Here is a 14,535-nt window from a genome sequence, read left to right on the forward strand (position 1 = left end):
TTGCCATTACTGCTTGGGAATGCCGGCGTCCTGCACCACCTTGCCGAAGATCTCGTGGTCCGCCCGATGCTGGCGGGCCAGATCCTCGGGCGTGCCCTTGAGCACGCTATAGCCGGCGTCCTCCAGTTTCTTCACCAGCTCGGGCTGGGACTGGACTTGTTGCAGAGCCTTGTTCAGCGCGGCAACCACGTCGTCCGGCGTCTTCGCGGGAGCCATCAGGCCCCACCAGATCGATTGGTCTATCGTCTTGAATCCGCTTTCCGCGAACGTGGGCACGTCGGGCAAGGCCGGCGCGCGCTCCTTGGCAACCACGGCCAGCGCGCGGACCTTGCCGCCGCGGATCTGCGGCAGCAGCGAAGCCACCGAGCCCACATACATGTCGATGCGGCCGCTGGCCAGGTCCGGGAACGCCTGGCCCCAGCCGCGGTACGGCACGTGCATCAATTCGATGTTCGCCGCCTTGCGCCAGAGATAGCCGGTCAGGTCGCCAGTGCCGCCGATGCCGGGAATCCCCAGCGACACCACGCCGGGGCGGGCCTGTGCCGCCTTGACCACATCGCCGACCGTCTTGAACGGCGATTCGGGCAGCACCACGAAAACGCTCGGCGACGTGGCCACCGGGCCGACCGGCTTGAAATCCTTGAACGTGTCGTAGCTGAGCTTGTTGTAGAGCCAGGGATTCAGCACGATGTTGTCGGTCTGGGCCATCACCAGCGTATGTCCATCCGGACGCGCGCGGGCGGTGGCGTCCAGCGCCAGGTTGCCGCCGGCGCCCGGCTTGTTCTCCACCACCATGTTCCAGCCCTGGTCCTGGCCGATCGCGCTGCCGATCATGCGCGTCAGCGTATCGGTGCCGCCTCCGGGCGGGAACGGGGAAATGAGCGTGATGGGCGCCGTGCCCATATCGGCCGCGTTCGCGGCGGCGCAGCCCAGCACGAGCGTGGCAGCCAGGAGTTTCTTCAGGACCTTCATTGTCTTCCTCACACAGTTGGTTTTTGTTGGATATGCCGTCCGCAGCATCGCGTTGCGGTACGACGTTCAGCGTTCGCGCGCCAGCGTCGTGAGCCAGGCCAGGCGGGCCTCGACGGTGTCCGGCAGCGTGAAATCGCCATCCGCCCGCGCATCCTGGATACCTCTGCTGGTGCGGCCAAAAAGCCGTTCGACGCCGTCGAGAACCAGCGGCTCCAGTCCCGCCTCCAGCAGTTGCTCGCGGGCCTCCTGGACTTCCGCCTGGCGGCGCTGCGCATGCAGCACGTGGGATCGGACGAACGAATCCATGAAGGCCGTAAGCGGCGTCTGGTCGATATCCGCCAGCACCTCGTACAGCGAGGCTCTCAATCCCATGGACTCGGCTGCCACCAGGCATTCCACGGCCAGGCTTTCCATGCCCTTGGTCATGATGCTGCGCAGCAGCTTCAGGCGCACGGCATCGCCCGCCGCTCCTTGTATGGCGCGCGCCGGCGCCCCGCCGCTCTCGGCCAGCCGCAGCACGGTGTCCGTGCCGGTCCCGGCGCAGAGCAAGGGCGTGCGTTCCGCCAGCAGGGCAATGGCGCCCATGATCGCGACGTCGGTGAAGTCGATGTTCTGTGCGGCGGCGGCGGCCGAAGCGGCCTGCATGTCCGGCGCGCTGGCTGTCGTGAAGTCGGCGTAGACCGCGTCCTGGCGCATGTGCGGGAAGCTCTGCCGCGCCATCTCCAGCGCCGCATGGCCATACACCGCCGACACCACGATGTCCGCCTCGCCCAGCCATGCCCCCGGCTCGGCGTGCAATCCGGCGCCATGACGCCGGGCGCGGCCCGCCATTTCCTGGTCCTGCCGCAGCTCGCAGATCCCGACCAGCGCATGCCCGGCGGCGCTCCAAGCCTGCGCATAGCAGGAACCAACCTCACCGCAGCCCATCAGAGCAATTTTCATCTCTATAAATACAATAAAAAAACAATGAAGCTTTATAGAATGAAAATATTGCCGATATTATTCGTATAAACCCTAGTATTTGTCTATTTTTGAGTACATCGAAAAAACAATCTATGAATCAAGCGATGAGAACCAGACAGACGCGCAAGGGCCGCGCCACGCAGGATGGGCGCCGGATTGGCACGTGTGCCTACGAAGGTTTGCGGTTGCTTGAAGAGGCGTGACGGGGCGCGATCCGCGCGGCCGCCCTGGAGCAAGGCGCGGCAGCGCCTACCCGGCGCTTCAGGCGCGCCGGTTCATGCCGGCGGAGATGGCGCGCGCCGTGCGGCACAGCGGCTCCAGGCACTGCTCCACCATCTGCTCGGTCGAGCGCACGCCCTGGATCCACACGATGTTGACGCAGCCGTAGAGCCGCCCCGGCCCGGCCATGATGGGCAGGGCGATGGCCTCGAGCCTGTCGTTCTGGTCCTTGCGGGTCTTGTCGTAGTCGCCGCCAAAGCGCTGTTCGCGCAGGCCATAGCCCTGGCGGCGCGTCTGTTCCAGCATTTTCTCCACGGCGGCGCAATCGTGGGCCAGCGCGTCGCCCTCGCGGCGGCTGCGGCGCAGCGCGGCCAGGATCGAATCGCGCTCTTTCTCGGCGCAGAACGCCAGATAGGCGCGCCCCACCGCGGAGCGCAGCATGTTGATCTGGAAGCCGATGTTGTCGCGGCGGATGGTGAAGTACGACTGGCTGCGGTTGGTTTCGCGCACGATCATGGCATTGCCGCGGCGCACCGTCAGGTCCGACGGCCACAGCACCTGCGCCTGCAGGCGGTCCAGTTCCGGCGCCGCGCACTGGCCCAGCAGATCCAGCACGCGCGCGCGCCGGCTGGGCTCGTTGAGCGAGCTGGCGGGGCAGAAATAGTCGTCCGCGATCCGGCGCCAGATCAGGCCGCGCAATTGCAGCGTCGCCAGAATGCGCAGCAGCGTTGCCTTGGCGTAGCCGGTGCGCAGGTGGAGTTCCTGCAGGCTGGCGCCCTGCGTGGCGCGCACCTCGTCCAGCACGATCAGGCCGCGCTCCAGCGCGTCTATGGTCTTCACCTTCGGCGTCCAACGGCTCATTGCGCCCTCTCTTTCCGCATCGCCATAAATTTCACTGAGTGAAACTCTAGCAAAACCTGCTTGAGCCGCCCAGTCCCGGCGAAATATCGTGGCGTCTAACGCAAGCCGTGGTGGCTGGCGGAATGGGAAGAGAGGCGGGAATGAGCGGACAGGCTGTACGCAATGTGCTCTGGATCATGTGCGACCAACTGCGCTGGGACTACCTGTCCTGCTATGGACACCCGCGCCTGCACACCCCCAATATCGACCGCCTGGCCGCCGAGGGCCTGCGTTTCGACAATGCCTTCGTGCAGGGCCCGGTATGCGGGCCGTCGCGCATGTCCTATTACACCGGCCGCTATGTCACCAGCCACGGCGCAGTGTGGAACTTCGTCCCCATGCCTGTCAGCGAAATGACGCTGGGCGACTACCTGCGCCCCTTGGGCGTGCGCGTGGCGGTGGCGGGCAAGACCCACGTGGAGGCCGACAGGTCCGGCATGCGGCGCCTGGGCATAGACCCGGCAAGCGCGAGCGGCCTGCTGGCCGCGCAAGGCGGATTCGAACCCTACGACCGCGACGACGGCATCTGGCCGCCGGGCTTCAGCGACGAATCGCACCACTACACGCAATACCTGCGCAAGCAAGGCTACGACGGCGACAATCCCTGGCACGACCACGCCAATTCGGCGCTGGGCGCCAACGGCGAGATCCTCTCCGGCTGGAACATGCGCTATGCCGGCCTGCCGGCGCGCGTCGCGGAAGCCGATTCCGAAACGCCCTACATGACACGGCGCGCGATCGAATTCATGGAGCAAAGCGGCGAGCAGCCCTGGGTGCTGCATCTGTCCTACATCAAGCCGCACTGGCCCTATGTCGCGCCGGCGCCCTATCACGCGATGTACTCGGTTGACGACGTGCCCGCCGCGAAGAGATCCGCTCGCGAACTGGACAACGCGCATCCCGTATTGCAGGGCTTTCGTCAGGCCGAGGTCAGCAGGAACTTCTCCTGCGACCAGGTGCGAGAGACCGTGATACCCACCTACATGGGCCTCATCAAGCAGGTCGACGACCAGTTGGGCGTGCTGTTCGACTACCTGCGGCGCAGCGGCCGCGACCAGGACACCATGGTCATCTTCTGCAGCGACCATGGCGACTACCTGGGCGATCACTACCTGGGCGAGAAAGAGCTGTTCCACGATTGCGTGGCCAAGGTGCCGCTGATCGTGCGCCTGCCCGGCGACGGCGCGCGCCGCGGCGCGGTGGAATCGCGGCTGGTGGAAGCCATAGACCTGGTGCCCACCATCCTGGACGCCCTGGGCGCCGAGATCCCCGACCACATTCTCGAAGGCCGCTCCCTGCTGCCGCTGCTGCGCGGCGAGCAGCCCGCCGACTGGCGCCGCGCCGTGTTCTCGGAGAACAACTACGCGTTCCGCGACTTCGTTCGCGAACCGCTGGGCCGTCCCGCCGACGGCTGCCACACCATCATGGTGCGCGACCACGATTGGAAGTACGTCCATTTCGAGGGCCTGCGTCCGCAGCTGTTCGATTTGCGCGCCGACCCGGACGAGTACGACGACCTGGGCTCGGATCCCGCGCACGCGTCCGTGCGGGAACGCTACCAGGCCATGCTGTTCGACTGGCTGCGCAACCGCAGGATCCACCCCACCGTCAGCCACGCCGCCATGACGGGATGGACACGCAAGGAGGACTCGGTCGGCATCCATATCGGCAGGTGGTAGCGCAGCGCGCCCGGACCAGGGCGCCTGAAAAATAAACTCAGGAGACAGCATGAAACCGCAATTACTTGCGCTGACAGCCTGTATGGCCGCCAGCACGGCGTCGCACGTCCAGGCGCAGGAGGAGTGGCCCGCGCGCGCCATCCGCATCGTGGTCGCCTTCCCCGCGGGATCGCCGGGCGACACCGCCGCGCGCATCGTGGCCGACGCCGTGGGGCAGTCGCTCAAGCAGCCCGTCATCATCGAGAACCGCCCCGGCGCGGGCGGCAACATCGGCGCCGAAGCGGTGGCCCGTGCTCCCGCCGACGGCTACACCTTCCTCGAAGCGCCCGACACCGTCGTCACCATCAATCCCGCCATCTACCGCAAGCTGAATTTCAAGGCCGACGACCTGACGCCGGTGGTCGCGCTGGCGAACTTCAACCAGATGCTGGTGTGCTCGGCCGCTTCGGGCCTGCGCACGCTGGCGCAGCTGGACGCGCAGGCCAAGAAAACGCCCGGCGCCCTCAGCTATGCCTCCGGCGGCCAGGGCGTGCCTGGCCATCTGGCAATGGAGCTCTATTTGTCGGGCGCCGGCCTGGACATCCTGCACGTCCCTTACAAGGGGCCGTCGCCCGCCACGCAGGACGTGCTGGCCGGCCAGGTGCCCTGCGGCTATCTGGCCTCGCCGGTGGTAGCGCCCTACGTCGCGGCCGGCAAGCTCCACGGGCTGGCAGTGTCGGGCAGCGCGCGCTCGGTCCAGGCGCCGGACGTGCCGACCATGCAGCAGGCCGGCGTGGCTGGCTACGACGCCACCTTCCGCGAAATGCTGTTCGCGCCCAAAGGCACGCCGGCCGCCATCGTGCAACGCATGAATACCGAGGTGGCGCGCGCCCTGGCGCTTCCGGAAGTGAAGCAGAAGCTGCAGGGCAACGACCTCGATCCGCAGCCAGAATCGCCCGACGCCACGGCGCAGCGCTTGCGCGACGACGCCGCCAAATGGACCGGCGTCATCCGCAAGATCAATCTCAAGGTGGACTGACACGCCCACCCCGCTCCCCACGTCCGCGCCACCCCGCCGCGCGGCTAGCAGTACCCGACACAGGAGGCTCCATGAACACCGCAACACCGACCACCGTCTTCGGCTCGCTGAAGGACTACCGCAAGGGTTCCATCGAGATCACGCAAGGCTCGCCGCGCCACTACGTCTTTTCCAACATCTTCGAGGTGGCCGCGAACTCGGCGCCCTACGAAAAGGTCGTCGTCGGCAAGAACCTGGAATACGTCATCGAAACGCTGCGCGCCGAAGGCGTGTCGCCCTGGTACGCCTGCAGCCACGACGAGTTCGCGATCCTGATGGACGGCCAGGTCGAGGTCGAGTTCCTGGCGCTGGACCAGCCCCCCGCAGCCGCGGACGGCACGGTGCTGGCGGGCGCGGCGCCCGCCGGCAAGGCCATGGGCCGCGTGCTGCTGGGCCGCGGACACCAATGCCTCTTGCCCGCCGGCTGCGCCTACCGCTTTACCGCGCCGTATCCAGGCGTGCTGCTGGTCCAGACCCGCGCCGGCGAATTGTCCGTCGAGAAGTGGGCGGACATCTGCCTGCAGTAAGCCGCGACCCCCTCTTCCCCTTTCAGGAGTACCGATATGGCCATGCTGGACACCCCCGCTCCCGCCGCTTCCTTTGCCGCCGGCAAAGTCGCGGCCAGCTCCGCCGACGCCGCCACCGGCTACAAGCGTTTCGATCTCGGCGCGTTCACCTTCACCCGCGACGAGTACTTCGTCAAGGTGCACTGGCCTTCCAAGGGCCAGACACGCACCCACGCGATCGCGGCCGATGCGTTCCTGCGCGCATTGATGCGCGACGTGGCCTGGGGCTTCTTCTACGGCTGGGTCAACTTCGACCACGTGTTCGGCACGCGCAACCACTACGGCAAGGTGGACGTCTACGCCGGCTCGTTCAACGGCGTCATGAAGGCCGCGGGCGTGGACTACACGGAGACTTTCGAAACGCCGCTCATCATGGCCACCTTCAAGGCCATGCTGCACGACTGGACCAACGAAGGCTTCGACCCCTTCGCCGCGCCCGAGGAAACCGGCTCCGCCTTCGGCCGCAAGCACGGCAACAACATCGCCGCCATCGAGCGGTCGCGCATCGCCACCCGCCGCATGCCAGGCCTGCCGGAAGACTCGCCGCTGCGCGACGACCTGCCCGTCAACCGGGCCTTCGCCGACGTAACCCAGGATGAGCCGCAGATCCGGGCCGAACCCGGCTACGAAGGCGCGCTGCATGCGTTCAGCCTGTTCAAGTACCTGTCGCGCTCCGACGTCACCTGGAATCCCTCCGTCACTTCCGTCTGCGGCGCCAGCCTGTTCTGCCCCACCACCGAGGAATTCATCCTGCCGGTGTTCCATGGCAACGACCGCGTCGAATGGTTTCTGCAACTGTCCGACGAGATCGTCTGGGACATCGGCGACAAGGACACCGGCGCGCCGCGCGCCCGCATCACCATGCGCGCCGGCGACATCTGCGCCATGCCCGCCGACATCCGCCATCAGGGCTATTCGACCAAGCGCTCGATGCTGCTGGTCTGGGAGAACGCCACCCCCGACCTGCCCCAGCGCTACGAAAGCGGCGAACTCGCGCCCTACCCGGTCGAGTTCTGACTCCCCCCTCCCACTCAACACGTATCCAGAGCCATGCAGAACAAACTCTTTATCGACGGCCGCTTCGTGGACGCGGCCGCAGGCGGCACCATCGACGTGATCAACCCGCACGACGCGACCCTCATCACCGCCATCGCCGCCGCCGAAGCCGAAGACGTGGACCGCGCCGTAGCGGCCGCGCAACGCGCCTTTCCCGCCTGGTCGCGCATGGCGGCGGCCGAACGCGGACGCCTGCTGCTCAAGCTGGCCGACCTGATCGAAGCCAACGCGGAAGAACTGGCGCAGCTGGAAACGCTGGACACCGGCCATCCGATACGCGACACGCGCGGCCTGGACGTGCCGCGCACCGCCGGCTGCTTCCGTTACTTCGGCGGCATGGCCGACAAGCTGCAGGGCAGCGTCATCCCGGTGGAAGCGGGCTTTCTCAACTACGTGCAGCGCGCCCCCATCGGCGTGGTCGGGCAGATCGTGCCGTGGAACTTCCCGCTGATGTTCACCAGCTGGAAGCTGGGCCCGGCGCTGGCCGCTGGCAATACGGTGGTGCTCAAGCCGTCCGAACTCACCCCGCTGTCGACCCTGCGCATCGCCGAACTGATGGCCCAGGCGGGCTTTCCGGAAGGCGTGGTCAATATGGTCCCCGGCTACGGCCACACCGCTGGCCAACGCCTGGCCGAGCATCCCGGCGTGGGCAAGATCGCCTTCACGGGGTCGACTGCCACCGGCCGCCGCATCGTGCAAGCGTCCCAGGGCAACCTCAAGCGCGTACAGCTGGAACTCGGCGGCAAGGGCGCCAACATCGTATTCGATGACGCCAACCTCGACGCCGCCGTCAATGGCGCGGCCTGGGCCATCTTTCACAACCAGGGCCAGGCCTGCATCGCGGGCTCGCGCCTGATGCTGCATGAGAAGATCGCCGATGCCTTTCTGGAGCGCTTCACGGCGCTGGCGAACTCCATCCGGCTGGGCGACCCGCGTTCGCCCGACACCGAAATGGGGCCGTTGACCTCGGCGCAGCATCGCGACAAGGTCCTGTCCTACGTGGGCATCGCCGCCGAACAGGGCGCGCGCCTGCTGGCTGGCGGGAAGGCGCCCGGCGGCGAGCTGGCCCGCGGCTACTACGTCGCGCCCACCATCGTCGAGGCCCGGCCGCAGGACCGCGTCGCGCAGGAAGAAGTCTTCGGCCCCTTCGTCACGGTGCTGCGCTTTGGCAGCGACGAGGAGGCGCTCTCCATCGCCAACGCCACCGACTACGGCCTGGGCAGCGGCTTGTGGACGCGCGACCTGGCGCGCGCCCACAAGCTGGCGGGCGCCATCCATGCCGGCATGTGCTGGATCAATTGCTACAAGCGGGTCAATCCCGGCAGTCCGTTCGGCGGCGTGGGCCAGTCCGGCTATGGACGCGAAATGGGCTTCGAAGCCATGCATGACTACACTGAGGCCAGGTCCGTGTGGGTCAATGTGGACGCCGCCGTGCCGCCGCACTACAAGCGCTGAGGAGCCGCCATGAACCCTGCCATGCCGAACGCCGAAACCGCCTTGACCGACACGGTCGCCGCCGCCTTTGCCCAAACCCCGGATCCCAGGCTGCGCCAGCTGATGCAATCCCTGGTGCGGCATCTGCACGCCTTCGTTGCCGACGTCGAGCCCACCGAGGCCGAATGGATGGCGGCGATCCGGTTCCTGACCGAGACCGGCCAGATCTGTGACGGCGCGGTGCGGCAGGAGTTCATCCTGCTGTCCGACACGCTGGGCGTGTCGATGCTGGTGGACGCGATCAACCACCGCAAGCCGGGCCAGGCCACCGAGAGCACGGTGTTCGGCCCCTTCTACATGGCCGGCATGCCCGAGCGCGCGGCGGGCGAGGACATGGCGCAAACGCCGGGCGAACCCGCGCTGGTGCACGGGACCGTGCGCGACACCGAGGGCCGGCCGCTGGCCGGCGCGGTTCTCGACGTGTGGCAGACGGCCGCCAACGGCATGTACTCGGGCCAGGACCTGAACCAGCCGCACGGCAATCTGCGCGGCCGCTACCGCAGCGGCGAGGACGGCAGTTTCGCGATCCGCAGCATCCTGCCAGTGTCCTATCCGATCCCGGGCGACGGTCCGGTCGGCCGCATGATGGCGGCGACCGGCCGGCACATCTTCCGGCCCGCGCACCTGCATTTCATGATCGACGCGCCGGGGCACCAGCGGCTGGTCACCCACCTGTTCAATGCCGGCGATCCCTATCTCGCGTCGGACGCGGTGTTCGGCGTGAAGCCGTCGCTGGTGCTGCAATACAGTCGGCAGGCCGCCGATTCGGCGATGGGCAAGCACTATGGCTTCGAGTCGGACTTCCACGAGGGACGCTATGACTTCGTGCTGCCCCGCGCCTGAAGCAGCCGCCGGAGCGGCGCTGTGCCGGATCGAGGACATACCGGATGGGGGATCCCTGACGGCGGCAATCGGCGCGCGGCCGGTGATCCTGCTGCGCCGCGGCCAGGCGGTATGGGCTTACTTGAACCGCTGTCCGCACTTCTCGGTCACGTTGGACGCGGCACATGGCGCCGTCCTCACCTATGACGCTCAGGTGCTGATGTGCGCGCATCACTCGGCCCTGTTCCGCTTCGAGGACGGGCTCTGCATCGAAGGCCCTTGCCAGGGCGCGGCGCTGGATCCGCAGCCGCTGCGCGTGGACGCGGGCCGCGTCTACGCGGCCGATTCGAGCCAGTAACCAGCCCGACCCCAAGCCCACGCGGCAATGGGATATTGATTGAAAGGTTGACGCCGCCGACAACAGTTGTTACACACACAGACGCACTGCACTTGCCCTCAGGATCTCTCCACAAGAGGTGGTTTATGAACAAGCGTATTGTTGTCGTAGGCGGCGGCGTAGGCGGCACCATGCTCGCCAATCAGCTCGCCGGAAAGCTCTACCCCGAAATCAGCCGCGGTGAAGTCTCCATCACGCTGCTCTCGGACACGCCGGATCACTACTACAAACCGGCATTCATGTACGTGGCCTTCAACCTCTTCTTCCAAGAGGAATTGAAACGGCCGGAACGTTCCCTGCTGCGCCCCGAAATCGAGTTCCGCGTCGACAAGGTCACGCGGTTCCACTTCGACCGCCAGGAAGTCGCCACGCAGAGCGGCAAGCGTTACGGCTATGACTACCTGGTCATCGCCACCGGCTGCGTGCCCTCGCCCGAGCGCATCGAAGGCCTGAAGGAAGCCGGAGACCACTTCTACCAGTACGCGCCCGCCAGGCAGCTGGCCGACCGCCTGTCGCGCATCGAGCGCGGGCGGGTGTTCATCAGCGTCACCTTCCCCAAGACGCCCAACGTCCCGCACCAGTGCGGCATCGCGCCGATCGAAACCACGCTGATGCTGGACGACTACCTGCGGCGGCGCGGCGTGCGCGACAAGGTGGAGATCATCTACACCTACCCGACTACCTCGCAGCTGCTGCGCAACTGCCTGTTCCTGCAACGGCCGACCTGCGAAGTGCTGCCCGCCATCTTCGAGCAGAAGGGCATCCAGTTTCAACGCGGCTTCACCTTGTCGCGGGTCGATCCCGACCGGCGCATCGCCTACTCGGAGGAAGGCGGCGAGCAACCCTTCGACATCCTCATGGCCACGCCGCCGATCCGCGCGGTGGACGTGGTGCTGGAGTCCGGCGTGTCGCAAGCCGAGAACAACGAAGGCTGGCTGCCGACCGACCACGAGACGCTGCAGGTCTACGGGCTGCAGAACGTCTACGTCATCGGCGACACCGTCGACCTGCCGGTCAGCAAGGCGGGCGGCTCCTGCCATAACCAGGCGCCAGTCATCGCCAACAACATCGCCGGCGAGATACGGCTGGGCCGTCCGTGCAGCGCCTATGACGGCCGGGTGCAGGCGGTGGCCCAGATGGGGCTGAACGCCGGCATGCCGCTCTGGTACGACTACACCCATGACGTGCTGCCCACGCCGCCCACCAAGCTCGGCGGCCTGCTGCGCCACGGGTTCAACCGCGGCCTGTACTGGGCCGTCGCAAGGGGAATGCTATGAACGCGCCGCACGAAGCAAGCGCCACGCAGGCCGCCGACGCGGCCGCTCCGTTCCTGGGCGGCGGCCCGGGCGCGCGCGCCCTGGCCGACAGGCTGGGCCTGCTGGCCGAAGCGGGACGGCTGGACAACATCGCCGACCTGCTGTCGCTGGCGTCCGACCTGGTGGACCTGCTGGACCAGTCCATGGTGGAAAAGCTGGCGCTGCTGTCGGAACAGGCCAGCAGCGCGGCCTGGACCGCCGCCAACACGCTGCGCGATGCCCACGCGCGCACATTGCAGGAGGCGCGCCCTCCGAGCCTGACAGGCCTCATCGGCCTGCTGCGTGATGAGGACACCCGCCGCGGCATGGCCGTGGTGCTGCGGGCGCTGCAAACGCTGGGCCGGCAGATGGCGGCGCAGCGCAAGGACTACGCCGACGCGACCTGAAGGCCCACGTAAAAACCCCCGGAAACTGGATGTCAGTCCAGCTTCCGGGGGTTGTTTTCATGCGCGGCTTGGATCTCGCCGCGCCGGGTCCGTTTACTGCAGGGTCCGCGTAAAGACGAACTGCCCGTCCTGCCAGTCCACCGGCACCACGTCGCGCGGGCCGAAGCGGCCTTCCAGGATCAGGCGCGCCACCGGGTTCTCGATCTGCTGCTGGATCGCGCGCTTCAAGGGGCGCGCGCCGAACACCGGATCGAAGCCGGAGCGGGCGAGTTCCGCCAACGCGGGTTCGCTCACTTCGAGACGCATCTCCTGCTTTTCCAGGCGCTCGCCCAGGCGGCGCAGCTGGATGCGGGCGATGGACTCGATGTGCTGCGCTTCCAGGCCATGGAACACGACGACTTCGTCGATGCGGTTCAGGAACTCGGGGCGCAGGGTCTGCTTGAGCTCGTCCCACACCACTTCCTTGACCACTTCGTACGGCTTGCCGGCCAGGCTCTGGATATGGTGCGAACCCAGGTTGGACGTCATCACGATCACCGTGTTGCGGAAGTCCACCGTACGGCCCTGGCCATCGGTCAGGCGGCCGTCGTCCAGCACCTGCAGCAGCACGTTGAAGACGTCCGGATGGGCCTTTTCGACTTCATCCAGCAACACCACGCTGTACGGCTTGCGGCGCACGGCCTCGGTCAGGTAGCCGCCTTCTTCGTAGCCCACGTATCCCGGCGGCGCGCCGATCAGGCGGGCCACCGAATGCTTCTCCATGAATTCGCTCATGTCGATGCGGATCATGTGCTCTTCGGAATCGAACAGGAACTCGGCCAGCGCGCGCGTCAGCTCGGTCTTGCCCACGCCCGTGGGGCCCAGGAACAGGAAGGAGCCATAGGGGCGCGACGGGTCCGCCAGCCCGGCGCGCGAACGCCGGATGGCATCGGACACCAGGCGCACGGCCTCGTCCTGGCCCACCACGCGCTTGTGCAGGTATTCCTCCATGTGCAGCAGCTTCTCGCGTTCGCCCTGCATCATCTTGGACACCGGAATGCCGGTGGCGCGCGACACGACCTCGGCGATTTCCTCGGCGCCGACGCGGGTGCGCAACAGGCGCGGACGCCCTTCGCCGCCCTCGGCTTCCTCGGCCGCTTCCGCGGCGCCCACTTCGGCCGCCTTCAGGCGCGCTTCCAGGTCAGGCAGCTTGCCGTACTGCAGCTCGGCCAGTTTGTCGAACTGGCCCTTGCGCTGCAGTTCCGCCATTTCGGCGCGCACGCTGTCGATTTCTTCCTTGATGGCCTGCGTGCCTTGCACCGCGGCTTTCTCGGCCTTCCAGATTTCCTCGAAGTCGTTGTACTCGCGTTGCAGCTTTTCGAGTTCGTCCTCGATCACGCCCAGGCGGCGCTTGGAAGCGTCGTCGGATTCCTTCTTGACGGCTTCGCGTTCGATCTTGAGCTGGATGATGCGGCGGTCGAGCTTGTCCATCACTTCCGGCTTGGAATCGATTTCCATGCGGATGCGCGCGCCGGCCTCGTCGATCAGGTCGATGGCCTTGTCGGGCAGGAAGCGGTCGGTGATGTAGCGGTGCGAGAGTTCGGCCGCGGCCACGATGGCCGGGTCGGTGATCTCGACGCCGTGGTGGATTTCATAGCGTTCCTGCAGACCGCGCAGGATGGCGATGGTGGATTCCACGTCGGGCTCGTCGACCAGCACCTTCTGGAAGCGCCGCTCCAGCGCCGCGTCCTTCTCGATGTACTTGCGATATTCGTCCAGCGTGGTGGCGCCGATGCAGTGCAGCTCGCCGCGCGCCAGCGCGGGCTTGAGCATGTTGCCCGCGTCCATCGCGCCTTCGGCCTTGCCCGCGCCCACCATGGTGTGGAGTTCGTCGATGAAGACGATGTTGCTGCCGTCGTCCAGCGACAGCTCCTTCAGCACGGCCTTCAGGCGTTCTTCGAATTCGCCGCGGAACTTGGCGCCGGCCAGCAGCGCGGCCAGGTCCAGCGACAGCACGCGCTTGCCGCGCAGGGTTTCGGGCACTTCGTCGTTGACGATGCGCTGCGCCAGGCCTTCGACGATGGCGGTCTTGCCGACGCCGGGTTCGCCGATCAGCACGGGGTTGTTCTTGGTGCGGCGCTGCAGGATCTGGATGGTGCGGCGGATTTCGTCGTCGCGGCCGATCACCGGGTCGAGCTTGCCCTGGCGGGCGCGCTCGGTCAGGTCCATGGTGTACTTGGACAGGGCTTCGCGGTTGGATTCGCCTTCCGCGCCGGAGACGTTCTCGCCGCCGCGCACGGCGTCGATCGCGGCCTCCAGGGCCTTTTTCTGCAGGCCCGCGTCGCGCAGGATGCGGCCGGCGTCGCCCTTGTCGTCCGCCAGCGCCAGCAGGAACAATTCACTGGCAATATAGGTGTCGCCACGGCGCGCGGCTTCCTTGTCGGTGCGGGTCAGCACCGCCTGCAGATCGCGGCCGACCTGGACGTTGTCGTCGCCCTGCACCTGCGGCAGGGACTTCAGGGCGCTGTCGATGGCCGACTGCACCCGGTTGACGGCCACGCCGGCGCGCGCCAGCAGGCTGCCCGCGCCGCTGTCGGAATCCGACAGCAAGGCGGAGAGCACGTGGATGGGCTCGATGTAGGGATGGTCGTTGCGGGCGGCCAGACTTTGAGCGTCGGCCAGGGCTTGCTGGAACTTGGTAGTCAGTTTGTCGAATCGCATAATGGTCG

13 protein-coding genes are annotated in these 14,535 nt (G+C 66.9%); 9 read left to right on the top strand and 4 right to left on the bottom strand.

Annotated elements, in window-relative coordinates; genetic code table 11:
• Positions 1-6 precede the first annotated feature (6 nt).
• From N5C88_RS07550 to N5C88_RS07560, 3 genes are all read right to left on the bottom strand, one after another.
• The gene (locus tag N5C88_RS07550; RefSeq protein WP_059379934.1) at positions 7-972 is read right to left on the bottom strand and encodes a tripartite tricarboxylate transporter substrate binding protein; all 966 of its coding nucleotides are present in this window, start codon (positions 970-972) and stop codon (positions 7-9) included.
• Between the two features lie 66 nt (positions 973-1,038).
• Positions 1,039-1,914 (bottom strand): NAD(P)-dependent oxidoreductase, encoded by an 876-nt coding sequence (locus tag N5C88_RS07555; protein WP_280015062.1) that lies wholly within the window; start codon positions 1,912-1,914, stop codon positions 1,039-1,041.
• 282 nt (positions 1,915-2,196) lie between these two features.
• Complete coding sequence (locus N5C88_RS07560) at positions 2,197-3,015, bottom strand: IclR family transcriptional regulator C-terminal domain-containing protein (protein ID WP_118934303.1); 819 nt, start codon at positions 3,013-3,015, stop codon at positions 2,197-2,199.
• 140 nt (positions 3,016-3,155) lie between these two features.
• On the opposite strand from N5C88_RS07560, the gene N5C88_RS07565 reads away from it, so the two are divergent.
• The 9 genes from N5C88_RS07565 to N5C88_RS07605 all read left to right on the top strand — a co-directional run bounded on the left by N5C88_RS07565 (position 3,156) and on the right by N5C88_RS07605 (position 11,827).
• Complete coding sequence (locus N5C88_RS07565; protein WP_280015063.1) at positions 3,156-4,733, top strand: alkaline phosphatase family protein; 1,578 nt, start codon at positions 3,156-3,158, stop codon at positions 4,731-4,733.
• A gap of 49 nt (positions 4,734-4,782) precedes the next feature.
• The gene (locus N5C88_RS07570) at positions 4,783-5,751 is read left to right on the top strand and encodes a tripartite tricarboxylate transporter substrate binding protein (protein WP_280015064.1); all 969 of its coding nucleotides are present in this window, start codon (positions 4,783-4,785) and stop codon (positions 5,749-5,751) included.
• 71 nt (positions 5,752-5,822) lie between these two features.
• Entirely contained in the window at positions 5,823-6,317 is a 495-nt protein-coding gene (locus N5C88_RS07575) for a hypothetical protein (RefSeq protein ID WP_059379938.1), read from the top strand.
• A 36-nt stretch (positions 6,318-6,353) separates the two neighbouring features.
• Positions 6,354-7,373: a hydroxyquinol 1,2-dioxygenase gene (locus tag N5C88_RS07580; protein WP_280015065.1), complete on the top strand. Its 1,020-nt coding sequence runs from the start codon at positions 6,354-6,356 to the stop codon at positions 7,371-7,373.
• A 33-nt stretch (positions 7,374-7,406) separates the two neighbouring features.
• Positions 7,407-8,867, top strand: a complete 1,461-nt coding sequence (locus N5C88_RS07585) for an aldehyde dehydrogenase family protein (RefSeq protein WP_280015066.1) — start codon at positions 7,407-7,409, stop codon at positions 8,865-8,867.
• A gap of 9 nt (positions 8,868-8,876) precedes the next feature.
• Positions 8,877-9,749, top strand: a complete 873-nt coding sequence (locus tag N5C88_RS07590) for an intradiol ring-cleavage dioxygenase (RefSeq protein ID WP_280015067.1) — start codon at positions 8,877-8,879, stop codon at positions 9,747-9,749.
• Positions 9,724-10,086 carry a Rieske 2Fe-2S domain-containing protein gene (locus N5C88_RS07595; RefSeq protein ID WP_118934296.1) on the top strand — a complete coding sequence of 121 codons (363 nt, stop codon included), beginning with the start codon at positions 9,724-9,726 and terminating at the stop codon, positions 10,084-10,086. The genes N5C88_RS07590 and N5C88_RS07595 overlap by 26 nt, the downstream gene beginning before the upstream one ends.
• A 125-nt stretch (positions 10,087-10,211) precedes the next feature.
• On the top strand, positions 10,212-11,402 hold the full coding sequence (locus N5C88_RS07600; protein WP_118934294.1) for an FAD/NAD(P)-binding oxidoreductase: 1,191 nt from the start codon (positions 10,212-10,214) through the stop codon (positions 11,400-11,402).
• The gene (locus N5C88_RS07605; protein WP_280015068.1) at positions 11,399-11,827 is read left to right on the top strand and encodes a DUF1641 domain-containing protein; all 429 of its coding nucleotides are present in this window, start codon (positions 11,399-11,401) and stop codon (positions 11,825-11,827) included. The genes N5C88_RS07600 and N5C88_RS07605 overlap by 4 nt, the downstream gene beginning before the upstream one ends.
• A 93-nt stretch (positions 11,828-11,920) precedes the next feature.
• On the opposite strand, the gene clpB is transcribed toward N5C88_RS07605, so the two are convergent.
• Positions 11,921-14,527: an ATP-dependent chaperone ClpB gene (gene clpB, locus N5C88_RS07610; protein ID WP_054452508.1), complete on the bottom strand. Its 2,607-nt coding sequence runs from the start codon at positions 14,525-14,527 to the stop codon at positions 11,921-11,923.
• Positions 14,528-14,535: the final 8 nt, after the last annotated feature.

It is taken from the genome of Achromobacter sp. GD03932 (genome assembly GCF_029839485.1).
Taxonomy (GTDB): Bacteria; Pseudomonadota; Gammaproteobacteria; order Burkholderiales; family Burkholderiaceae_B; genus Achromobacter; species Achromobacter bronchisepticus_A.